Below are 21951 nucleotides of genomic sequence, written 5' to 3'. Positions count from 1 at the left end.
ACGTATGTTCACTCAGAGACTTGGTATTCATTTATTGTCCGAAGACATTAAGAATCCATGTCACTTTGAGTGCCCACACAGATTGTCTGATAAATTGTTAAAGAGCAGTGCCGCTTCGCTTTTCGCTGCGGCGCGGGGTGTGCATATTACGCTTTCCCGCTTCAGAGTCAAGCGTTTATTTTCGCTATTCTCTGCTGACCCGGCGGCGTGTGTGCCGTTGTTCCGTGTCAGTGGAGGCGCATTATAGGGAGTTATTCCGAGGTGACAAGAGGAAATTTAAAAAAAGTTTCCGTCCGCGTTTTTTTTCACCAACAGAGGTGAAATCAAGCTACAAATTGTTCTATTTGATGTATCTGCAACCACAATCACATTCGAGGTGGCATAATTATCAGCATGAATCTTTAAGGAATAAAAGCGATGCCATTAAGCGCACAACAGCTGGCCGCCCAAAAAAACCTGTCGTATGTGCTGGCAGAAAAGCTGGCTCAGCGGATTTTAGCGGGTAAATATGCCCCGGGCAGCATCCTGCCGGGTGAAATGGAGCTGGGTGAGCAGTTTGGGGTGAGCCGTACCGCAGTGCGCGAAGCGGTGAAAACCCTGACGGCAAAAGGTATGGTGCTTCCACGTCCTCGTATTGGCACACGCGTGATGCCACAGAGTAACTGGAATTTTCTCGATCAGGAGCTGCTCTCCTGGTGGATGACGGAAGACAACTTTCATCAGGTCGTCGATCACTTTCTGGTGATGCGCAGCAGCCTTGAACCTCAGGCATGTCTGCTTGCCGCCATGCTTGGCACAGCAGAGCAGAAAGCGCAGCTTAACGCGTTAATGGAAGAGATGGTGTTCCTGAAAAAACACTTCAACCGCGAACGCTGGGTTGAGGTCGATATGGCCTGGCATGAACATATCTATATGATGAGCGCCAATCCGTTCCTCACCTCGTTTGCCTCTTTATTTCATTCGGTGTATCACACCTACTTTACCTCTATTACACAAAACGACGTGGTAAAACTGGAATTGCATCAGGCGATAGTAGATGCCATTCAGGAAAGCGACGGGCAGCGAGCCCTGAGTGCGTGCCAGGCATTACTGGCTGCGCCAACCCACCAGCAGGTAAATAAATGACAAAGAAAAAAGCGCGCAGCATGGCCGGATTGCCGTGGATTGCAGCCATGGCGTTTTTTATGCAGGCACTGGATGCCACCATCCTCAACACCGCGCTTCCCGCTATTGCGCAAAGCCTTAACCGCTCCCCGCTGGCGATGCAGTCCGCCATCATCAGCTACACCCTGACGGTCGCAATGTTAATTCCGGTTAGCGGATGGCTGGCCGACCGCTTCGGTACCCGCAGAGTTTTCATGCTGGCCGTAACACTCTTTACGCTCGGTTCGCTGGCCTGTGCGCTCTCCTCGTCCTTAACGGAACTGGTTATCTTCCGCGTATTACAGGGCATTGGCGGCGCGATGATGATGCCCGTGGCGCGCCTTGCCTTATTACGAGCCTACCCTCGAAGCGAACTGCTTCCCGTGCTCAACTTCGTCACCATGCCGGGACTGGTCGGCCCGATACTTGGCCCGGTACTCGGTGGCGTGTTTGTCACCTGGGCAAGCTGGCACTGGATCTTCCTGATTAATATTCCGATTGGCGTTGCGGGGCTGCTGTATGCCCGCAAATATATGCCGAACTTTACCACGCCAAGACGCAGCTTCGACATGGGGGGCTTTTTCCTGTTTGGCCTGAGCCTGGTGCTCTTCTCCAGCGGGATGGAGTTGTTTGGCGAGAAGATCGTCGCGACGTGGATGGCGCTCTCCGTTATCCTCGCCGGGATTCTGCTGTTCCTTCTTTATATACGTCACACGCGCCGTCACCCGACGCCGTTAATCTCTCTTGGGCTCTTCAACACCCGAACCTTTTCCGTCGGGATCGCGGGAAACATTGCCTCACGTCTGGGAACCGGCTGCGTACCGTTCCTGATGCCACTGATGCTGCAGGTCGGTTTCGGCTATCCGGCCCTGATTGCCGGCTGCATGATGGCCCCTACGGCGATGGGTTCGATACTGGCAAAATCGACCGTGACGCAGGTGCTACGCTGGTTTGGCTATCGCAAGACGCTGGTTGGCGTGACGGTCTTTATTGGCCTGATGATTGCGCAGTTCTCGCTGCAGTCCGCCTCGCTTCCTGTCTGGATGCTGATACTGCCGCTGTTTGTGCTGGGCATGGCGATGTCGACGCAGTTCACATCAATGAACACCATCACTCTTGCGGATCTGACCGACGAGAACGCCAGTAGCGGCAACAGCGTGCTGGCAGTCACCCAGCAGCTGTCGATCAGTTTAGGGGTGGCCGTGAGCGCGGCGGTACTGCGGTTTTATGAAGGTTTCGACAGCGCGAACACCGTCGAGCAGTTCCACTATACCTTTATCACCATGGGCGCACTCACCGTCGTTTCAGCGCTGGTCTTTATGCTGTTAAAACCGAAAGATGGCCGTAACCTGATAAAAGAACGCCATAAGGCGAAAGCTAAACCGAACCCCGTTCCATCAGAACAGGAGTAAGCTGCAGGCGTTGCTGCTGCAGCGTGGGCTGAGCCATTCGGTGGATCAACACATCGATGGCCAGCTCGCCCAGCTCATCTTTTGGCTGATGGATGGTGGTGAGCGGCGGCGTCATATAGCTGGCCAGCTCAATATCATCGTAGCCGATTACCGCCATATCGTCGGGAACACGCAAACCGGCCTGATATAACGCCTGATAGGCGCCAAACGCCATGGCATCGTTGCCGATAAAAACAGCCTGCGGACGCTGCGGCTGCGCCAGCAGCGTCTGCATCGCTTCAAAACCACCGTGAAACTCAAAATCGCCGGTAATACGGTACCCTTCCGGCACGGAAAGTCCTGCCCGCGCCATTGCGGCGAGATACCCTTCCAGACGCAAACGCGCCGGGGTTTTGTCCAGCGGGCCGGTAATACAGGCGATGCGGGTATAGCCTTTATCGATCAGATACTGGGTGGCCATATCGCCCCCCAGCAGGGAGTTATCCTGAATAAGATCGCTGGTGCCGTCGAACGGTGCCCAGTCCATCATCACCGTGGGAATGGAGGGGTAGCGCTGGATAATCTCTTTCGAGGGCTGGTGCGTTTCGGTACAGAGCAGCAGTAGCCCGTCGACGCGTTTTTGCATCAGCGTTTCCAGGTTACGATTCATGCGCTGCTCGTCACCTTCGGTATTGCACAGCACCAGGCTGTAGCCACGCTCGAAGCAGCTGCGCTCCACGCCGCGAACCAGTTCTGAATAAAAGGGGTTGGTACTCGCGGTGATCAGCATACCGATGGTGCGCGTCTGGTTGAGCTTAAGGCTGCGCGCCAGCGCAGACGGCGCATAGTTGAGATCTTTTACTGCCGCTTCGACTTTTTCCCGAATCGCCTCGCTGACGAAGCGATCGTTATTAATGACGTGAGACACCGTCGAGGTAGAAACGCCCGCCAGGCGAGCGACATCTTTCATTGTGGCCAAGCGTTACCCCTGCTGACTTAAGAATTCATCGATCTCTTTACGCCACGGAACGGAAGGCTGAGCGCCCTTGCGCGTCACCGCAATCGCGGCGGCAGCGTGTGCGAAGCGGATAGCGTCATCCATTCTCATGCCTTCCAGCAGCGCGGTCACCAGTGCACCATTGAAGGTGTCTCCCGCTGCGATGGTATCAATCGCTTTGACCTTAAAGCCCGGCACGCGGCGGCCTTCGCCATTGACGCTTGCCCACACCCCACGGCTACCCAGGGTGATGATCACTGTTCCGATGCCTTTGTCGTGCAGCGCACGCGCGGCTCGCGCGGCATCATCATCGTTTTCAACGCGAATGCCCGTCAGCTTTTCGGCTTCGGTTTCGTTCGGCGTGATGATGTCCACCAGCGCCAGCAGCTCGTCAGATAATACACGGGCAGGGGCCGGATTAAGTACGACAGTGGTATGATTTTCATGCGCAATTTTGGCGGCGGCCAGCACGCTTTCAACCGGCGACTCCAGCTGCATCAGCAGGGCTTCCGCTCCGCCGATGAGTGCACGTTGCGCTTCTACGCGTTCCGTCGTCAGCGCCGCGTTAGCGCCAGCATGAATACCGATGACATTCTCACCTTCTGCGTTGACGAAAATCAGCGCCACGCCGGTAGATTCCCCTGCAACAACGCTGACCGGTGCGATATCGATATTGTCGCTCGCCAGCTGCTTGCGTACGCGCTCACCGGTATCGTCATCACCCGTGCAGGCGATAAACGCAATATTTGCCCCGCTGCGACCGGCAGCAACGGCCTGGTTTGCACCTTTACCGCCAAATGCCACCTGATACTGGTTACCCGTGACGGTTTCGCCTGGTGTCGGGAACGATTCAAGGTTAAGAATGTGATCGGCATTGATACTGCCAAGGACGACGAGGTTGCCTGCGGTTTTCATGGTTGGATTGTCCATCAGAGAGCGCCACCGGTGTTACCCGGTGGCGTATGCCACACTTTTCTTTATTGGTGTCCCTCAGGCCGCCGTGACGGCCTGATTCGCCTTTACTGCTTGATGACCAGCTTCAGGTCAACCGGGTATTTGGCCTGAACTTTTTCGCCCTTCAGCACTTTGTCGGCAGTTTCAACGCCAGTGGCGCCAATCTGCTCAGGCAGCTGAGCAATGGTCGCTGCCAGTTTGCCATCGTTTACTGCTTTTTCACCATCCGGCGTGCCGTCAAATCCGACAACCATCACATCAGATTTACCAGCGGTCTGCAGGGCACGCAGCGCGCCCAGCGCCATTTCGTCGTTCTGCGCGAATACTGCCTGCACGTCAGGGTGCGCGGTCAGCAGGTTCTGCATGACGTTCAGACCTTTAGTACGGTCGAAGTCTGCCGGCTGGCTGGCCAGTACGTTGAATTTATGCGCTGCAACCGCCTGCTGGAAGCCTTCGCCACGCTCGCGGGCGGCAGACGTCCCGGCAATCCCCTGCAGTTCGATGACTTTCGCGCCTTCACCGGCTTTCTTCGCGATGTAATCACCCGCGATTTTACCGCCCAGCACGTTATCAGACGCAATATGGCTCACAACTTCGCCTTTGGTTGCCTGACGGTCCAGGGTGATTACCGGGATCTTCGCCTGGTTTGCCATCTTCACGGCGTTGCCTACGGCATCAGAATCGGTTGGGTTGATCAGCAGAATTTTGGTGCCGCGAACGGTTAAGTCCTGAACGTTAGCCAGCTCTTTCGCCGGGTTGTTCTGTGAATCCAGAACCACCAGGTTGTAGCCCAGTTTGTCCGCTTCTTTCTGCGCGCCATCCTTCAGAGAGACGAAGAACGGGTTGTTCAGGGTAGAGACAACCAGCGCGATGGTGTCTTTCGCCATGGCGTTAGCACTTACGGTTGCGCTCAGCGCGACAGCAGAAACCAGGGTAGCCAGTTTTTTCATGTTCATATCTAAGATGTCCTGTAGTGTCGTCAGTTACTGTTTTTTGTTGTCTACCAGTACCGCCAGCAAAATCACCACTGCCTTAACGATCATCTGGTAATAGGAGGAAACACCTAACAAATTCAAACCATTATTCAGGAAACCGAGGATCAGTGCGCCGATCAATGTCCCAACAATGCGACCTTTACCGCCCGCAAGACTCGTACCGCCCAGAACCACTGCCGCAATGGCGTCCAGCTCATACCCCGTACCCGCCGTTGGCTGCGCGGAGGAGAGGCGCGCCACTTCGATAATGCCTGCCAGTGACGCCAGCAGACCGCACAGGGAGTAAACGATAATTTTGACTTTATTAACGCTGATACCGGACAGGCGCGTTGCCGCTTCGTTACCGCCCAGCGCATAGATATAACGGCCCAGACGAGTGTGATGCAGCATGTACCACGCCGCCAGGAAGACGATAGCCATGATCCATACCGGGGTCGGGACACCCAGCGGGCGACCGATACCGAACCAGCCAAACAGATCGGCGTTATCGGTAAAGCCGGTATTGACCGGGCTGCCGTTGGTATAAACCATGGTCACCCCGCGCAGCAGCAGCATCATCACCAGCGTCGCGATGAACGCCTGAACGCGGCCTTTTGCCACAATCACGCCGGTGACGGCGCCTATCGCCGCACCTGCCGCCAGGGCAGCGGCCACGGCCACCAGCGCGTTGACTTCAATGCCGACAATCGAAGCGGCGATCGCGCCGGTGAGCGCCAGCAGGGAACCGACGGACAGATCGATACCTGAGGTCAGAATCACCAGCGTCATGCCGACCGCCATAATGGCGTTCACCGACGTCTGCTGCAGAATATTGAACAGGTTATTAACGGTGAAGAAATTCGGGCTCATGGTCGACACAATCGCGATCAGCACCAGCAGGGCAATTAGCGATTTTTGCTCCATCAGCCACGCCTTTGTGAAATAGCGGCGACCAGAAACAGCCTGGGTAGTCATCTTCTTACTCCTGATTCACGCGATTAAGCTTGCCCACAGCGGCAGCCATCAGAACTTCCTGGGTGGCCTGCTCGCGAGTGAATTCACCGCCGAGATGCCCTTCATGCATGACGATAATGCGATCGCTCATGCCTAATACTTCTGGCATCTCGGAAGAGACCAGAATGATGCTCAGACCGTCGGCCTTAAACTGGTTAATCAGCTGATAGATCTCTTTCTTCGCCCCCACGTCTACGCCGCGGGTTGGCTCGTCGAGGATCAACACTTTCGGACGCGTCATCAGCCCGCGCGCAATCGCCACTTTCTGCTGATTCCCGCCGGACAACAGGCCAATCGCCTGCTCCATCGACGGGGTTTTGACGTTAAAGAGGCGGATAAAATCGCTCACCGCCTGCTGCTCGTCTTTATGCTTCAGGCTGCCACCGCTGTGGCTGAAATAGCGCAGCGCGGTCAGGGACATGTTCTCTTTTACTGACATCCCCAGCACCAGGCCGTCGCGTTTGCGGTCTTCGGAGATATAGACGATGCCGTTCGCCAGACCATCCTGCGGAGAGCGGGTGACCACTTCATGGCCGTCGAGGGTGACATAACCGCTGGTACGCGGCAGTGCGCCGTACAACACTTTCATCAGCTCGGTACGTCCCGCCCCCATCAGGCCCGCTACGCCCAGGATCTCGCCCTGGCGCAGGGTGAAGGTCACGTCGTTCACACCCGGACCGCAGAGGTTGTCCACCTTCAGGCGGATCTCACCCGGCGCTTTATCCAGATGCGGGTACTGATCTTCGAGCTTACGTCCCACCATCATTTCGATGAGCGTATCTTCAGTCAGCGTCGCCACTTCGCGCTCGGCAATAAACTGCCCGTCGCGGAAAACGGTGACGTCATCGCAGATTTCGAAGATCTCTTTCATACGGTGAGAGATATAGACAATCCCGCGCCCCTGCGATTTCAGCTCGCGGATAACGCGGAACAGGGATTCGGTTTCGGTATCGGTCAGGGCGTCGGTCGGTTCATCCATAATGATGACCTTCGACTCGAAGCTCAGCACCTTCGCGATTTCCACCATCTGCTGATCGCCGATGGAGAGATCGCCCACCAGGCGGTCGCTCTTAAAGCGCAGGTTCAGCTTCGCCAGCAGCTTGTCCGCTTCGGCATACATGGTTTTCCAGTCGATCTTACCGAAGCGGTTCACAAACTCGCGGCCGAGGAAGATGTTTTCCGCAATGGTGAGCTGCGGGATGAGGTTCAGCTCCTGGTGAATAATACCGATGCCCGCTTCCTGAGAGGATTTCGGGCCAGTGAAGGTGGTCTCTTTACCCAACCAAAGGAGTGAACCGGCATCGCGTTGGTAGATACCGGTCAGCACTTTCATCATGGTGGATTTGCCGGCGCCGTTTTCGCCCACCAGCGCCATGACGCGCCCGGGGTAGACGTTCAGCGCCGCGCCGGAGAGGGCTTTTACGCCCGGGAACGACTTATCGATCCCTTTAAGTTGCAGTAATGCGTCCATGATGGCCTCAGAAGGTGACGCCAGCACAGAGAATGATATTCGCATACGGGGAACACTCCCCGCTGCGAATCACCGCCTGACTGTCTGCGGTTTGTTGTTTGAATTGTTCGTGCGTTGTGTAACGAATATCTATGGTATTTCCCTGGTGTTGTTGCAGCTGCTCAAGGTGGCTGAGCAACGTTTCGTGGAGTTGCGGATTATGTTGTTTGATTTCCGCCGCGAGAATGACCGCCTCAACCTGCATCTCCGCGGTCACCACGTCCAGTACCTGCATAAACGAGGGTACGCCCTGCGTTAACGCCATATCGATACGGGTTGTGCTGCGCGGAACCGGTAAGCCTGCATCGCAAACCACCAGCGTATCGGTATGCCCAAGACGGGAAATAACCGATGAGATTTCTGAGTTGAGTACAGTGCCTTTCTTCATTTTCTTGCTCCACTAGCGAAACGTTTCGCTAAAAGTAGTGTAGCCCCAGAAATGTTCAGAAAACCATCATGACGTAACAGATTTGTGATCGACGTCGAAACGTTTCGCTAAGTGAAATGGCGTGGAGGTAAATGCAAAACGGTAACCCCCTGGTTACCGTTTTTTATGTTTGCGCCCTCTCCCTGTGGGAGAGGGGCGGGGTGAGGGCATCAGGCCGCACAAAGACTTAAATCTCGACCTGCGTTCCCAGCTCAATCACGCGGTTAGGCGGGATCTCAAACTGGTCAGGCGCACGCAGGGCATTACGCTGCAGGATGAGGTATAGCTTGCCGCGCAGGCGCAGATACCACGGGCGCTTGCCGATAATCAGCGACTCGTGCGACATAAAGAACGACGTTTCCATCATCCTACAGCTCAGCCCTTCCAGGCCGCAGCGGTGGAACACCTCTTCCACGTTTGGCGTTTCACGCCAGCCGTAGCTTGCCACCACGCGCCAGAAGGTCGGCGACAGTTGCTCGATTTGCACGCGACGCACATTGTGAACATACGGCGCATCTTCGGTGCGCAGCGTCAGCAGGATCACGCGCTCGTGCAGCACTTTGTTGTGCTTGAGGTTATGCATCAGCGCGAACGGAATGACATTCAGTGCGCGAGACATGTATACCGCGGTACCCGGCACGCGGACCGGCGGAGATTTCTCCAGAGAAGCGATCATCGCCTCCAGAGAGTTCCCGTGCTCGTGCATACGGCGCAGCAGGCGGAAACGCTCGCTTTTCCAGGTGGTCATGACAATGAACATCACCAGACCCAGCGTCAGCGGCAGCCAGCCACCGGAGACAATCTTGTCGAGGTTCGCAGAGAACAGCGGCACGTCGATGCACAGGAAGCCCACCAGAATCATCGCCACGAGGAATTTATTCCAGTGCCAGTTTCGGTACGCCACCGTGGTGGAGAGAAGCGACGTCAGCACCATCGTACCGGTTACCGCAATACCGTACGCCGCCGCCAGGTTACTGGAGTGCTCGAAGCTGACGATAACAATGACCACAGCGAAATAGAGCAGCCAGTTAATGAACGGGATGTAGATCTGACCCGACTCCATCTCTGAGGTATGGATGATGCGCATCGGTGAGAGATAACCCAGACGCACGGCCTGGCGCGTCAGAGAAAACACGCCGGAAATCACCGCCTGAGAGGCAATGACGGTCGCCAGCGTCGCCAGGATCAGCATAGGTACCAGCGCCCAGTCAGGCGCCAGCAGGAAGAACGGGTTCTTGATCGCTTCCGGGTTTTTAAGCAGCAGCGCCCCCTGACCGAAGTAGTTCAGCACCAGCGACGGGAGCACCACAATAAACCATGCCACGCGGATAGGCAGTTTCCCGAAGTGACCCATGTCAGCATACAGCGCTTCCACACCGGTGATGGAGAGCACCACGGCACCCAGCGCCACAAAGGAAACCACTTTGTATTCGAGGAAGAAATGCACGGCCCAGTAGGGATTCAGCGCCTGCAGCACTTCCGGGTTCGCGATAATGCTGCGCAAACCAAGCGCCGCCAGGATCAGGAACCAGGCCAGCATAATCGGTGCAAACAGTTTGCCCACCAGCCCGGTACCGTGCTTCTGGATCATGAACAGCAGCGTCAGGACAATAATGGCCAGCGGAACCACCCATGAATCAAGTTGTGGAGCGATAATCTCCAGCCCCTCTATCGCCGACAGCACCGAAATAGCGGGCGTGATAACCACCTCTCCGTAGAAGAAACTGCCCCCAATCAGGCCGATAATGACCAGCACTGAGGTCATTCTGGCCGAGGTATTGCGCCCGGCAAGAGACATCAGGGTCAGGATCCCGCCTTCACCTGCGTTATCAGCACGCATAACGAAGGAGAGATACTTAACGGAAACCACCAGGATCAGCAGCCAGAAAATGAGGGACAGGAAGCCAAACACGGCATCGCGTTCAACACCAAAGCCAAACTGGCCGGACAGACATTCACGAAGCGTATAAAGCGGGCTGGTGCCGATATCACCGTAGACAACCCCGATCGCCGCAAGCGTTATTGCGGGTAATGATTGCTTATTATCAGTGCTCATAGACTAGTCTTTTCGTTTAAATAACAAATGTGTTCCTGGTCCCTTGGCCCACAAAAAGCGCACAGTATGCACGATTCATTGCAAAATCGTACCCCTAAATGCAACCGCATTAATGTAGCGCAAAGAAAATTGCGCCGCACTTCAGTCTATTACCAGCCCTGACTGAAACGTCTATACTCGCTTCAATTGGCCGCCACGACGGCGAAAGGATGCAAAACTATTATGGCTCACTCACATTTATTAGCAGAAAGAATTTCCCGCCTCAGCAGCGCGCTGGAGAAAGGCCTTTTCGAGCGTAGCCACGCCATTCGCCTCTGTTTACTGGCGGCGCTCAGCGGTGAAAGCGTGTTTTTGCTGGGACCGCCGGGCATTGCCAAAAGCCTGATTGCCCGCAGGCTAAAATTTGCTTTTCAGAATGCTCGCGCCTTCGAATATCTCATGACCCGCTTTTCCACCCCGGAAGAAGTGTTTGGCCCCCTTTCCATTCAGGCGCTGAAAGATGAAGGGCGCTATGAGCGTTTGACGGCGGGGTATCTGCCTGAGGCTGAGATTGTCTTTCTCGATGAGATCTGGAAAGCGGGACCGGCCATTCTGAACACCCTGCTCACGGCGATAAACGAACGTCGGTTCCGCAACGGCGCCAGTGAAGAGAAAATCCCGATGCGCCTGCTGGTAGCCGCCTCTAACGAACTGCCCGAGGCCGACAGCAGTCTGGAAGCGCTGTATGATCGTATGCTCATCCGCCTGTGGCTGGACAAAGTGCAGGACAAATCAAACTTCCGCTCCATGCTGGTGAGCCAGCAGGATGAGAGTGAAAACCCGGTATCCGCTTCGCTGCAGGTGACGGATGAGGAGTACTACCAGTGGCAGCAGGATATCAGCAAAGTCAAACTGCCTGACGCCGTATTCGAGCTGATCTATCTGCTGCGTCAGCAGCTTGATCTCCTCCCTTCTGCACCCTATGTCTCCGATCGTCGCTGGAAAAAAGCGATCCGCCTCCTGCAGGCCAGCGCCCTGTTTAGCGGCCGCGATGCCGTTGCCCCCATCGATCTGATCCTGCTGAAAGATTGCCTCTGGCACGACGCGGAAGGCATGAATCTGATGCAGCAGCAGCTTGACGTTTTGATGACCGGACACGCCTGGGGGCAGCAGGCGATGCTCAATCAACTGGGGGCGATTGCTCAGCGGCGCATCCAGCTTCAGCAGCAGCAAAGTGATAAAACCGCGCTGAAAGTGAATCGCCTTGGAGGCATGTTCGCCCGCAAGCCGCACTACGAGCTTCCTGCCGATCTGACTGGTACAACGCTCACGCTGCTGCTCCAGCAGCCGCTCAAACTGCATGATATGCAGGTGGTACACATTACGATTGAGCGCGAGGCGCTGGCGCAGTGGCTGGATAAGGGTGGAGAGATCCGCGGCAAGCTCAACGGCATCGGCTTCGCGCAGCCGCTGAATATGGAAGTGGACAGCAGCCAGCATCTGGTGATCCGCGACGTCAGCCTGCAGGGATCGCGTCTGGCGCTGCCGGGCACCGCCTCGGACAGCGTACCGGAAGAGATTAAGCAGCAGCTGGAAGCGCTGGATACGGAATGGCACCAGCAGCACACCCGCTTTAGCGAACAGCAAAAATGCCTCTTTATTCATAGCGACTGGTTAGGTCGCATCGAAGCCAGCCTGCAGGACGTCAGCGCGCAGATCAAACAGGCGCGTCAATGCTAACCCTGGACACGCTCAACGTCATGCTGGCCGTCAGCGAGGAGGGGTTGATCGAAGAGGTGGTCATAACACTTCTGGCGTCACCGCAGCTGGCAGCCTTCTTTGAAAAATTTCCGAAGCTCAAAAAGGCGATGACGGACGATCTTCCGCGCTGGCGCGAAAATTTGCGTCAGCGGTTCAGGGAGACAGAAGTTCCGCCTGAGTTAACGGAAGAGGTGGCCTGTTATCAGCAGTGCCAGCGGCTCTCCACGCCGCAGTTTATCGTTCAGCTACCGCAAACCCTGACGTTGCTCGACAAGGTCCACTCCCCGTTTGCCAGCCAGGCCCGGGGGCTGGTCACGGATAACGCCACTTTTACCCCGGCACTGCACACCCTCTTCTTACAGCGCTGGCGCCTCAGCCTGGTGGTGCAGGCCACGACGCTAAACCAGCAGCTGCTGGATGAAGAGCGCGAACAGCTGCTCAGTGAAGTTCAGGAACGAATGACCCTGAGCGGCCAGTTAGAACAGGTGCTGGTGGAGAATGAAAACGCCGCTGGGCGTCTCTGGGATATGAGCGCAGGCCAGCTCCGGCGCGGGGACTATCAGCTGATCGTCAAGTACGGCGATTTTCTGACGCAGCAGCCCGAGCTGATGAAGCTTGCAGAACAGCTGGGACGCTCAAGAGAGGCAAAGTCGGTTCCAAAGAAAGACGCCCCGATGGAAACCTTCCGCACCCTGGTGCGTGAACCGGCCACCGTACCGGAGCAGGTCGACGGGCTCCAGCAGAGCGATGATATTTTGCGTCTTCTGCCCACGGAGCTGAGCACGCTGGGGATGACCGAGCTGGAGTATGAGTTTTACCGTCGGCTGGTAGAAAAACAGCTCCTCACCTACCGGCTGCACGGCGAAGCCTGGCGCGAGAAAATCAGCCAGCGGCCGGTCGTTCATCAGGATTTTGATGAACAGCCGCGCGGGCCCTTCATCGTTTGCGTGGATACGTCCGGATCGATGGGCGGGTTTAACGAGCAGTGTGCAAAAGCTTTTTGTCTGGCGCTGATGCGCGTGGCGCTCGCCGATCGCCGTCGCTGCTTCATCATGCTGTTCTCCAGTGAAGTCGTAGGGTATGAGCTGACGAACCAGCAGGGGATCGAGCAGGCAATCCGCTTCCTGAGCCAGCGTTTTCGCGGCGGCACGGATTTGGCCAGCTGCTTTCGCAGCATTGTGGAGCGTATGCAGGGCGGCGACTGGTACGACGCCGACGCGGTGGTGATTTCCGATTTTATTGCCCAGCGGCTGCCGGATGACGTGGTGAATAAGGTGAAGGAGTTACAGCGGGTGCATCAGCACCGTTTTCATGCGGTGGCAATGTCCGCCCATGGAAAACCCGGCATCATGCGCATCTTCGATCATATCTGGCGCTTTGATACCGGGCTGCGTAGCCGCCTGCTCAGACGCTGGCAGCGTTAATTACAGAAGAGAGCCGACGCTTTCACGTACCTGCTGCGGCCAGACGCCACACTGAACCTGACCGATATGGGGTAATTGCAGCAGCAGCATGGTCAGACGGGACTGGCCGATACCGCCGCCAATCGTCTGCGGCATTTCACCGCGCAGCAGCGCCTGGTGCCACTCGAGTTTGAGACGATCTTCATCTCCGGTGACCGCCAGCTGGCGCTTCAGCGCGTCAGCATCCACGCGGATCCCCATAGAAGAAAGCTCGAATGCGTCTTCCAGTACCGGGTTCCAGACCAGAATATCGCCGTTCAGCCCGGCAAACTCGCCCTCACCCGCAGTGCTCCAGTCATCATAATCCGGCGCGCGAACGTCGTGGCGTTTGCCATCAGACAGTTTGCCGCCGATCCCAATCAGAAATACCGCGCCCAGCTCTTTAGCAATCGCACGTTCACGGCCTTTGGCATCCAGATCCGGGAAGCGGGCCAGCAATTCCTGGCTGTGCACAAAGTGGATCGTATCCGGCAGGAACGGTGCCAGACCAAACTCTTTGCTTACGGCTGCTTCGGTCGCTTTGATCCCGGCGTAGATCGCCTCAACGGTGGATTTCAGCGTGCCGACGTGGCGCTCGCCGTCACCCATTACGCGCTCCCAGTCCCACTGGTCAACATAGACAGAGTGAATTGGGGTGAGGCGGTCTTCATCGGGGCGAAGGGCTTTCATGTGCGTGTAGAGCCCTTCGCCCGCGCTGAAGTCGTGTTGCCCCAGGGTTTGACGCTTCCACTTCGCCAGTGAATGAACCACTTCAAACTGGGCGTCTGGCAGTGTTTTCACTTTCACCTGTACCGCTTTTTCGCATCCAGACAAGTTATCCTGGGTCCCGTCACCCACGCGGCTCAGAATCGGCGCCTGGACTTCAATTAGCCCAAGTTTATCTTCCAGCTGGCGGGAAAAATGGGATTTAACGAAACTGATCTGGCGTTGTTTTGCGATGTAAGCGGTTTTCATTATTTATACTCCTGCGTCCTGTTGATATTGATTAAGCAACAGAAATGGCATCACATTCAATAACTCATCAACAAAAAGCCACCTTCACTTTTGATTCGATAAAATTAAACGCTAGAATAGAGTGATTCATTAATCTTCATAAGAAAAAGCTATGGAAAATTATCAGATCGACAATCTCGACCGCGGCATTCTGGAGGCGTTAATGGCCAATGCCCGTACCGCCTACGCCGAACTGGCGAAACAGTTTGGCGTCAGCCCGGGAACCATTCACGTTCGCGTAGAGAAAATGAAGCAGGCGGGGATCATTACCGGCGCACGCATTGACGTCAGTCCTAAACATCTGGGTTACGACGTCTGCTGCTTCATTGGCATCATTCTTAAAAGCGCCAAAGACTATCCTTCCGCCCTGGCGAGACTAAACGCACTGGATGAAGTCACCGAGGCGTATTACACCACCGGGCACTACAGCATCTTTATTAAAGTCATGTGCCGATCCATCGACGCCCTTCAGCAGGTACTTATCAACAAGATCCAAACAATCGATGAAATTCAGTCCACCGAGACCCTGATCTCCCTGCAAAACCCGATCATGCGTACCATCCGCCCGTGATCGGGCAAATTCATTCCCACATTTTCCACAGGTAGATCCCAGCTCGTTCACAGCGTACAATGGCCGTCTCTTTATCCAGGCGAGCGATCAATGGCGGACATTACCCTTATCAGCGGCAGCACCCTTGGTGGTGCGGAATACGTAGCGGAACATCTGGCTGAAAAGCTGGAAGATGCGGGCTTTTCCACGGAAACCCTGCACGGCCCGTTGCTGGAAGATCTCCCGACTGACGGGGTCTGGCTGCTGATCACCTCCACGCACGGCGCGGGCGATCTGCCGGATAACCTGCAACCTTTATATGACGAACTGCTGGAACAGCAGCCCGACCTGTCAAACGTCCGTTTTGGCGCAGTGGGGATCGGCAGTCGCGAATATGACACCTTTTGCGGGGCAATAGAGAAAGTCGAAGCCGCTGTCACCTCCTGCGGAGCAAAACAGCTGGGTGAAACGCTCAAGATCAACATCCTCGATCATGACATTCCGGAGGATCCAGCCGAGATCTGGCTCGCGGAATGGAAAAATTTACTCAAAAACGATTAAAGATCGCGCGAACAGATGTGGATAACTCTGGTTAAAAGCTCGTATTAACCCGTAGTTATCCAAAGAACAACCGTAGCGTCGTTTTTGGCCTGTGCATAAAGTCGCGATCTGATCCCAGCTTATACGGTCCAGGATCACCGATCATTCACAGCAAACGATCCTTTCTAACTGCATGATCTTCTTTATGAGATCGGACTTATCCACACAGGTTCGCGATCCTAATAAGAGATCACAATAGAACAGATCTCTAAATAAAAAGATCTTCTTTTTAATAGCCCAGGATCCCAATGCTTTCTCGAAAGACTAAAGTTGAGTAGAATCCACGGCCCGGGCTTCAATCCATTTTCATACCGCTTTACGCGAGGCAGACCACCATGTTTTATCAGGATCCTTTTGACGTCATCATCATTGGCGGGGGTCACGCAGGCACTGAGGCCGCAATGGCCGCAGCGCGAATGGGTCAGCAGACCCTGCTTTTGACACACAATATCGACACGCTGGGACAAATGTCCTGTAATCCGGCGATTGGCGGCATTGGGAAAGGACACCTGGTAAAAGAAGTGGATGCACTTGGCGGCCTGATGGCGAAAGCGATCGATCAGGCTGGCATCCAGTTTAGGATACTAAACGCGAGTAAAGGCCCCGCTGTCCGTGCGACCCGTGCTCAGGCAGACCGCGTACTTTACCGTCAGGCGGTGCGTACCGCCCTGGAGAACCAGCCGAACCTGATGATCTTCCAGCAGGCGGTTGAAGATCTTATCGTTGAGAACGATCGCGTCGTGGGTGCCGTGACCCAGATGGGCCTCAAATTCCGCGCGAAAGCCGTGGTGCTGACTGTGGGCACATTCCTGGACGGTAAAATTCATATCGGTCTGGATAACTACAGTGGTGGCCGTGCTGGCGATCCGCCGTCTATTCCACTGTCTCGTCGTCTGCGCGAACTGCCGCTGCGCGTTAGCCGCCTGAAAACAGGCACGCCGCCGCGTATTGATGCGCGTACCATTGATTTCAGCGTGCTGGCGCAACAGCACGGTGATAACCCAATGCCGGTCTTCTCGTTCATGGGTAATGCGGCACAGCATCCGCAGCAGGTACCGTGCTACATCACGCATACCAACGAGAAAACCCATGACGTGATCCGCAATAACCTCGATCGTAGCCCCATGTATGCTGGCGTGATCGAAGGGATCGGTCCACGCTACTGTCCGTCGATCGAAGACAAAGTGATGCGCTTTGCCGATCGTAACCAGCACCAGATCTTCCTGGAGCCGGAAGGGCTGACCTCGAACGAAATTTACCCGAACGGCATCTCCACCAGCCTGCCGTTTGATGTGCAGATGCAAATTGTTCGCTCAATGCAGGGGATGGAGAATGCGAAAATCGTTCGCCCTGGCTACGCTATTGAGTACGATTTCTTCGATCCGCGTGACCTGAAGCCAACCCTGGAAAGCAAATTCATCCACGGTCTGTTCTTCGCGGGTCAGATTAACGGCACCACCGGCTACGAAGAAGCGGCTGCACAGGGTCTGCTTGCCGGTTTGAACGCCGCGCGCTTCTCTGCTGAGAAAGAAGGCTGGGCACCAGGCCGTTCTCAGGCGTATCTGGGCGTGCTGGTTGACGATCTCTGCACGCTGGGCACCAAAGAACCGTACCGTATGTTTACCTCTCGCGCGGAATATCGCCTGATGCTGCGTGAAGATAACGCCGACCTGCGTCTGACCGAAATGGGCCGTGAACTCGGTCTGGTTGATGACGAACGCTGGGCGCGCTTCAACGAGAAGCTGGAACGCATTGAACAGGAACGTCAGCGCCTGAAAACCACCTGGGTAAATCCGCAGGCGGAAACTGCTGCCGAAGTAAACGCTCACTTAACAGCGCCGCTGTCGCGCGAGGCCAGCGGGGAAGATCTGCTGCGCCGTCCTGAAGTCACCTACGAGAACCTTGTCAAACTGACCGCGTTCGCGCCGGGCCTGGAAGACGCTGAAGCGGCAGAGCAGGTTGAGATCCAGGTGAAGTACGAAGGTTACATCGCGCGTCAGCAGGATGAGATCGAAAAACAGCAGCGTAACGAAAACACGCTGCTGCCGGAAATGCTGGACTACCGCCAGGTGACGGGTCTTTCTAACGAAGTGATCGCCAAGCTGAACGATCACAAACCGGTGTCGATCGGTCAGGCGTCCCGCATCTCGGGGGTTACCCCTGCGGCGATTTCGATCCTGCTGGTCTGGCTGAAAAAGCAAGGTATGTTGCGCCGCAGCGCGTAATTGACATTGCTTTTGGCGGGTGGCGCTTCGCTTACCCGCCCTACTTATTCGTAGGCCCGGTAAGCGGCAGCGCCACCGGGCGAAAAATCTCTAAACAGGTATTCACCGTGCTCAACAAACTCTCTCGTCTGCTGGATCAGGCAGGTATTTCGCTCACCGATCACCAGAAAAATCAGCTGGTGGCCTATGTCGATATGCTGAACAAATGGAACAAAGCGTACAACCTGACGTCTGTTCGCGACCCCAACGAGATGCTCGTTCGCCATATACTCGATAGCATCGTGGTTGCCCCATGGTTGAAAGGTGAGCGTTTCATCGACGTGGGTACGGGTCCAGGTTTACCGGGCGTTCCGCTGTCGATTGTTCGCCCTGAGAGCCATTTCACGCTGCTGGACAGCCTTGGCAAGCGCGTGCGCTTTTTACGTCAGGTACAGCATGAGCTGAAGCTTGAGAACATCACGCCCGTGCAGAGCAGGGTAGAGGAGTTCCCGGCAGAACCGCCGTTTGACGGGGTTATCAGCCGCGCGTTTGCTTCGCTCAATGACATGGTGAGCTGGTGTAAGCACTTGCCTGCGGAGAACGGCCGCTTTTATGCGCTGAAAGGGCAGTTGCCAGGCGATGAGATTGAACAGCTTCCAGACGGTTTTGCTGTCGAGTCTATTGAGAAATTAGAGATTCCTCAGCTCGAAGGTGAACGTCATCTGGTGATAATTAAGCCAAACAATTTTTAAAAAATTAATAAAAAATGTGGAATTCGTGCTGTTCTTATCATGTTAAAAAACAGCACAACTACCGGGGTTTTATCGGGGAGCTTTTAACCTCTACTTCACTAAGGTTTTTCTTCCGGTTAACGTAGCGCCTATTGTTCACCTAGAAGATAGTCATCTGTGAAAATATAAGTCTGCTAAAAGTGGAAGGCAGTAACCAGAACGTAATGTTAATTATTTATTAAGAATGTCAATAAAAGGTTTTTATTGTGTACTGGGCTGTTTTGAAAATAGTTGCGACATTTTGTGTTTAATTTCATAAAGATAAATTTTCGCGATTTGCGCCTTTGATAAATACAACCTTATCGCAAATGTGTGTTTTGTGATCTCGTGCACGCTTTATCGACAACGTTTTCGCGCTGTTTGCAGTTTTGGTCGAAGGTTGACGCTTTCAGCGAAAGTTAAAAAATAGCGGTGGGGAAAAATATTTAAACATTTATTCACCTTTTCGCTACTTAATGTTTGAAATCACGGGTGCGCACCGTATAATTTGACCGCTTTTTGATGCTTGACTCTGAGCCTTAAAGGACGTTTTATACGACACGCGGCATACCTCGAAGGGAGCAGGAGTAAAAACGTGATGTCTGTGTCGCTCTTGAGTAGAAACGTTGCTCGTAAGCTTCTGTTCGTTCAGTTTCTGGCTGTGATAGCAAGTGGACTGCTGTTTAGCCTCAAAGACCCCTTCTGGGGCATCTCCGCCGTGTGCGGGGGTTTGGCGGTTGTGCTGCCAAACGTGTTGTTTATGATTTTTGCCTGGCGTCATCAGGCGCATACACCCGCCAAAGGCCGCGTGGCCTGGTCCTTCGCCCTCGGCGAAGTGTGTAAGGTGTTGCTGACCTTTGCTCTACTGGTGATGGCGCTGGCGGTTTTGAAAGTGGTCTTCATGCCGCTGATAGCAACGTGGGTTTTGGTGCTGGTGGTACAAGTTCTGGCTCCAGCTGTAATCAATAACAAAGGGTAAAAGGCATCATGGCTTCAGAAAATATGACGCCGCAGGATTACATAGGTCACCATCTGAATAACCTTCAGCTGGACCTGCGTACATTCTCGCTGGTGGATCCACATAACCCCCCGGCCACCTTCTGGACGATCAACATCGACTCCATGTTCTTCTCGGTGGTTTTGGGTCTTCTGTTCCTGGCCATGTTCCGCGGTGTTGCTAAACGAGCGACCAGCGGTGTACCAGGGAAATTCCAGACCTTCATCGAAATGATCATCGGCTTCGTCCATGGCAGCGTCAAAGACATGTACCATGGCAAGAGCAAGCTGATTGCTCCGCTGGCGCTGACCGTGTTCGTTTGGGTCTTCCTGATGAACCTGATGGACCTGCTGCCAATCGATCTGCTGCCGTTTATCGGCGAGCACATCTTCGGCCTGCCTGCACTGCGTGTTGTACCGTCTGCGGACGTGAACATCACCCTGTCGATGGCGCTGGGCGTGTTTATCCTGATTCTTTTCTACAGCATCAAAATGAAAGGCGTAAGCGGCTTTGTGAAAGAGCTTACCTTGCAGCCGTTCAACCACTGGGCGTTTATTCCGGTCAACCTGATCCTGGAAGGCGTTAGCCTGCTGTCCAAACCTGTTTCACTGGGTCTGCGACTGTTCGGCAACATGTATGCGGGTGAGCTGATTTTCATTCTGATCGCGGGTCTTCTGCCGTGGTGGTCACAGTGGGTTCTGAATGTGCCGTGGGCCATTTTCCACATCCTGATCATTACGCTGCAAGCCTTTATCTTCATGGTTCTGACGATCGTCTATCTGTCGATGGCGTCTGAAGAGCACTGATTTTTTACCAACACTACTACGTTTTAATTGAAACAAACTGGAGACTGTCATGGAAAACCTGAATATGGATCTGCTGTACATGGCTGCCGCTGTGATGATGGGTCTGGCGGCTATCGGTGCTGCGATCGGTATCGGCATCCTCGGGGGCAAATTCCTGGAAGGCGCAGCGCGTCAACCTGATCTGATTCCTCTGCTGCGTACTCAGTTCTTTATCGTTATGGGTCTGGTGGATGCTATCCCAATGATCGCTGTAGGTCTGGGTCTGTACGTGATGTTTGCTGTCGCGTAGTAGTAGTTTTAAAACCCTAAGCCACAGAAATTAAAGAGGTATTGTGCTGTGAACATGAACGCAACAATCCTCGGCCAGGCCATCGCGTTTATTCTCTTTGTCTGGTTCTGCATGAAGTATGTATGGCCGCCTTTAATGGCTGCCATCGAAAAACGTCAGAAAGAAATTGCTGACGGTCTGGCTTCTGCAGAACGCGCTAAGAAAGATTTGGACCTTGCACAGGCCAACGCGACAGACCAGCTGAAAAAAGCGAAAGCGGAAGCTCAGGTAATCATCGAACAGGCTAACAAACGCCGTTCGCAGATCCTGGACGAAGCCAAAGCTGAAGCAGAACAGGAACGTACTAAGATCGTGACACAGGCTCAGGCAGAAATTGATGCTGAGCGTAAACGTGCTCGTGAAGAACTGCGTAAGCAGGTTGCGATTCTGGCTGTTGCTGGCGCCGAGAAGATCATCGAACGTTCCGTGGATGAAGCTGCTAACAGCGACATCGTGGACAAACTTGTCGCTGAACTGTAAGGAGGGAGGGGCTGATGTCTGAATTTGTTACGGTAGCTCGCCCCTACGCCAAAGCAGCTTTTGACTTTGCTGTCGAACACCACAATGTCGATCGCTGGCAGGATATGCTGGCGTTTGCCGCTGAGGTGACGAAAAACGAACAAATGGCTGAGTTGCTTTCCGGTGCGTTAGCACCTGAAACTCTCGCCGCGTCGTTTATCGCCGTGTGCGGAGAGCAACTGGATGCCAACGGCCAGAACCTGATTAAGGTGATGGCAGAAAATGGTCGTCTCCGTGTGCTCCCGGATGTTCTCGAGCAGTTTGAGCACTTACGTGCCCTTAGTGAAGCAACCGCTGAAGTTGAAGTGACTTCTGCGACTGAACTGAGTAACGAACAGCTTGCGAAAATCACCGCCGCGATGGAAAAACGTCTGTCACGCAAAGTTAAGCTGAATTGCAAAATCGATAAGTCTGTAATGGCAGGCGTAATCATCCGCTCGGGTGATATGGTCATTGATGGCAGCGTACGCGGCCGTCTTGAACGCCTTGCAGACGTCTTGCAGTCTTAAGGGGAC

At 54.7% G+C, this 21951-nt stretch carries 22 protein-coding genes; 14 read left to right on the top strand and 8 right to left on the bottom strand.

Annotated features, from left to right (window positions below; genetic code table 11):
* From ACDO57_RS22100 to mdtD, 3 genes are all read left to right on the top strand, one after another.
* On the top strand, positions 1–247 hold a 247-nt coding region (locus tag ACDO57_RS22100), incomplete at its 5' end, for a hypothetical protein (RefSeq protein WP_248272274.1).
* A gap of 170 nt (positions 248–417) precedes the next feature.
* Positions 418–1125 (top strand): FadR/GntR family transcriptional regulator, encoded by a 708-nt coding sequence (locus ACDO57_RS22095; protein ID WP_090420261.1) that lies wholly within the window; start codon positions 418–420, stop codon positions 1123–1125.
* Positions 1122–2555: a multidrug transporter subunit MdtD gene (mdtD, locus tag ACDO57_RS22090; protein WP_370884592.1), complete on the top strand. Its 1434-nt coding sequence runs from the start codon at positions 1122–1124 to the stop codon at positions 2553–2555. The genes ACDO57_RS22095 and mdtD overlap by 4 nt, the downstream gene beginning before the upstream one ends.
* Here the strand turns inward: mdtD and rbsR are convergent.
* The 7 genes from rbsR to kup form a co-directional block, all read right to left on the bottom strand.
* Entirely contained in the window at positions 2521–3513 is a 993-nt protein-coding gene (rbsR, locus tag ACDO57_RS22085; protein WP_074180468.1) for a ribose operon transcriptional repressor RbsR, read from the bottom strand. The genes mdtD and rbsR overlap by 35 nt on opposite strands.
* Positions 3514–3516: 3 nt before the next feature.
* Positions 3517–4446 carry a ribokinase gene (gene rbsK / locus ACDO57_RS22080; RefSeq protein WP_024907898.1) on the bottom strand — a complete coding sequence of 310 codons (930 nt, stop codon included), beginning with the start codon at positions 4444–4446 and terminating at the stop codon, positions 3517–3519.
* Positions 4447–4550: 104 nt separating this feature from the next.
* Positions 4551–5441 (bottom strand): ribose ABC transporter substrate-binding protein RbsB, encoded by an 891-nt coding sequence (rbsB, locus tag ACDO57_RS22075; RefSeq protein WP_010426610.1) that lies wholly within the window; start codon positions 5439–5441, stop codon positions 4551–4553.
* Positions 5442–5468: 27 nt separating this feature from the next.
* Complete coding sequence (gene rbsC, locus ACDO57_RS22070) at positions 5469–6434, bottom strand: ribose ABC transporter permease (protein ID WP_006808742.1); 966 nt, start codon at positions 6432–6434, stop codon at positions 5469–5471.
* 4 nt (positions 6435–6438) lie between these two features.
* Positions 6439–7944, bottom strand: coding sequence for a ribose ABC transporter ATP-binding protein RbsA (gene rbsA, locus ACDO57_RS22065; protein WP_021242658.1), 1506 nt, complete (start codon positions 7942–7944; stop codon positions 6439–6441).
* Positions 7945–7951: 7 nt separating this feature from the next.
* Positions 7952–8371, bottom strand: a complete 420-nt coding sequence (rbsD, locus tag ACDO57_RS22060; protein WP_370884591.1) for a D-ribose pyranase — start codon at positions 8369–8371, stop codon at positions 7952–7954.
* 226 nt (positions 8372–8597) lie between these two features.
* Positions 8598–10466 carry a low affinity potassium transporter Kup gene (gene kup, locus ACDO57_RS22055; protein ID WP_024907895.1) on the bottom strand — a complete coding sequence of 623 codons (1869 nt, stop codon included), beginning with the start codon at positions 10464–10466 and terminating at the stop codon, positions 8598–8600.
* A 222-nt stretch (positions 10467–10688) separates the two neighbouring features.
* Between kup and ravA the strand changes: the two genes are divergently transcribed.
* Both ravA and viaA read left to right on the top strand, forming a co-directional pair.
* Positions 10689–12185, top strand: a complete 1497-nt coding sequence (gene ravA, locus ACDO57_RS22050; protein WP_248166062.1) for an ATPase RavA — start codon at positions 10689–10691, stop codon at positions 12183–12185.
* On the top strand, positions 12179–13630 hold the full coding sequence (gene viaA, locus ACDO57_RS22045; protein ID WP_032648593.1) for an ATPase RavA stimulator ViaA: 1452 nt from the start codon (positions 12179–12181) through the stop codon (positions 13628–13630). The genes ravA and viaA overlap by 7 nt, the downstream gene beginning before the upstream one ends.
* Here the strand turns inward: viaA and asnA are convergent, their stop codons facing one another.
* Positions 13631–14623, bottom strand: a complete 993-nt coding sequence (gene asnA / locus ACDO57_RS22040) for an aspartate--ammonia ligase (protein ID WP_061716268.1) — start codon at positions 14621–14623, stop codon at positions 13631–13633. It abuts the gene before it with no gap.
* 151 nt (positions 14624–14774) lie between these two features.
* Here asnA and asnC point away from each other — a divergent pair, with 151 nt between their 5' ends.
* From asnC to atpH, 9 genes are all read left to right on the top strand, one after another.
* Complete coding sequence (gene asnC / locus ACDO57_RS22035; protein ID WP_024907891.1) at positions 14775–15233, top strand: transcriptional regulator AsnC; 459 nt, start codon at positions 14775–14777, stop codon at positions 15231–15233.
* 90 nt (positions 15234–15323) lie between these two features.
* Entirely contained in the window at positions 15324–15773 is a 450-nt protein-coding gene (gene mioC, locus ACDO57_RS22030; RefSeq protein WP_023309786.1) for an FMN-binding protein MioC, read from the top strand.
* Positions 15774–16147: 374 nt separating this feature from the next.
* A complete protein-coding gene (gene mnmG, locus ACDO57_RS22025) occupies positions 16148–18037 on the top strand; it encodes a tRNA uridine-5-carboxymethylaminomethyl(34) synthesis enzyme MnmG (RefSeq protein ID WP_023333918.1) in 1890 nt (629 codons plus the stop codon).
* Between the two features lie 107 nt (positions 18038–18144).
* The gene (gene rsmG / locus ACDO57_RS22020; RefSeq protein WP_148769899.1) at positions 18145–18768 is read left to right on the top strand and encodes a 16S rRNA (guanine(527)-N(7))-methyltransferase RsmG; all 624 of its coding nucleotides are present in this window, start codon (positions 18145–18147) and stop codon (positions 18766–18768) included.
* A gap of 616 nt (positions 18769–19384) precedes the next feature.
* Positions 19385–19765, top strand: coding sequence for a F0F1 ATP synthase subunit I (atpI, locus tag ACDO57_RS22015; protein WP_023333920.1), 381 nt, complete (start codon positions 19385–19387; stop codon positions 19763–19765).
* An 8-nt stretch (positions 19766–19773) separates the two neighbouring features.
* Positions 19774–20589: a F0F1 ATP synthase subunit A gene (gene atpB, locus ACDO57_RS22010; protein ID WP_008500193.1), complete on the top strand. Its 816-nt coding sequence runs from the start codon at positions 19774–19776 to the stop codon at positions 20587–20589.
* 49 nt (positions 20590–20638) lie between these two features.
* Positions 20639–20878, top strand: a complete 240-nt coding sequence (gene atpE / locus ACDO57_RS22005) for a F0F1 ATP synthase subunit C (RefSeq protein ID WP_000429386.1) — start codon at positions 20639–20641, stop codon at positions 20876–20878.
* 48 nt (positions 20879–20926) lie between these two features.
* On the top strand, positions 20927–21397 hold the full coding sequence (gene atpF, locus ACDO57_RS22000) for a F0F1 ATP synthase subunit B (protein WP_014072436.1): 471 nt from the start codon (positions 20927–20929) through the stop codon (positions 21395–21397).
* Between the two features lie 14 nt (positions 21398–21411).
* The gene (gene atpH, locus ACDO57_RS21995; RefSeq protein ID WP_024907887.1) at positions 21412–21945 is read left to right on the top strand and encodes a F0F1 ATP synthase subunit delta; all 534 of its coding nucleotides are present in this window, start codon (positions 21412–21414) and stop codon (positions 21943–21945) included.
* Positions 21946–21951: the final 6 nt, after the last annotated feature.

Source organism: Enterobacter cloacae complex sp. 2015409, from assembly GCF_041365315.1.
Taxonomy (GTDB): domain Bacteria; phylum Pseudomonadota; class Gammaproteobacteria; order Enterobacterales; family Enterobacteriaceae; genus Enterobacter; species Enterobacter pseudoroggenkampii.
This window is presented reverse-complemented; position numbering and strand designations above follow the sequence as displayed.

Bases quoted from the DNA above. Each gene is read 5' to 3' on its own strand.
- rbsA (WP_021242658.1), bottom strand. From the start codon at position 7,944: ATGGACGCATTACTGCAACTTAAAGGGATCGATAAGTCGTTCCCGGGC.
- kup (WP_024907895.1), bottom strand. From the start codon at position 10,466: ATGAGCACTGATAATAAGCAATCATTACCCGCAATAACGCTTGCGGCG.
- mioC (WP_023309786.1), top strand. From the start codon at position 15,324: ATGGCGGACATTACCCTTATCAGCGGCAGCACCCTTGGTGGTGCGGAA.
- atpH (WP_024907887.1), top strand. From the start codon at position 21,412: ATGTCTGAATTTGTTACGGTAGCTCGCCCCTACGCCAAAGCAGCTTTT.
- asnC (WP_024907891.1), top strand. From the start codon at position 14,775: ATGGAAAATTATCAGATCGACAATCTCGACCGCGGCATTCTGGAGGCG.
- mnmG (WP_023333918.1), top strand. From the start codon at position 16,148: ATGTTTTATCAGGATCCTTTTGACGTCATCATCATTGGCGGGGGTCAC.
- rbsD (WP_370884591.1), bottom strand. From the start codon at position 8,371: ATGAAGAAAGGCACTGTACTCAACTCAGAAATCTCATCGGTTATTTCC.
- atpB (WP_008500193.1), top strand. From the start codon at position 19,774: ATGGCTTCAGAAAATATGACGCCGCAGGATTACATAGGTCACCATCTG.
- mdtD (WP_370884592.1), top strand. From the start codon at position 1,122: ATGACAAAGAAAAAAGCGCGCAGCATGGCCGGATTGCCGTGGATTGCA.
- viaA (WP_032648593.1), top strand. From the start codon at position 12,179: ATGCTAACCCTGGACACGCTCAACGTCATGCTGGCCGTCAGCGAGGAG.
- rbsC (WP_006808742.1), bottom strand. From the start codon at position 6,434: ATGACTACCCAGGCTGTTTCTGGTCGCCGCTATTTCACAAAGGCGTGG.
- ravA (WP_248166062.1), top strand. From the start codon at position 10,689: ATGGCTCACTCACATTTATTAGCAGAAAGAATTTCCCGCCTCAGCAGC.
- ACDO57_RS22095 (WP_090420261.1), top strand. From the start codon at position 418: ATGCCATTAAGCGCACAACAGCTGGCCGCCCAAAAAAACCTGTCGTAT.
- rbsK (WP_024907898.1), bottom strand. From the start codon at position 4,446: ATGAAAACCGCAGGCAACCTCGTCGTCCTTGGCAGTATCAATGCCGAT.
- atpI (WP_023333920.1), top strand. From the start codon at position 19,385: ATGTCTGTGTCGCTCTTGAGTAGAAACGTTGCTCGTAAGCTTCTGTTC.
- atpE (WP_000429386.1), top strand. From the start codon at position 20,639: ATGGAAAACCTGAATATGGATCTGCTGTACATGGCTGCCGCTGTGATG.
- rbsB (WP_010426610.1), bottom strand. From the start codon at position 5,441: ATGAACATGAAAAAACTGGCTACCCTGGTTTCTGCTGTCGCGCTGAGC.
- asnA (WP_061716268.1), bottom strand. From the start codon at position 14,623: ATGAAAACCGCTTACATCGCAAAACAACGCCAGATCAGTTTCGTTAAA.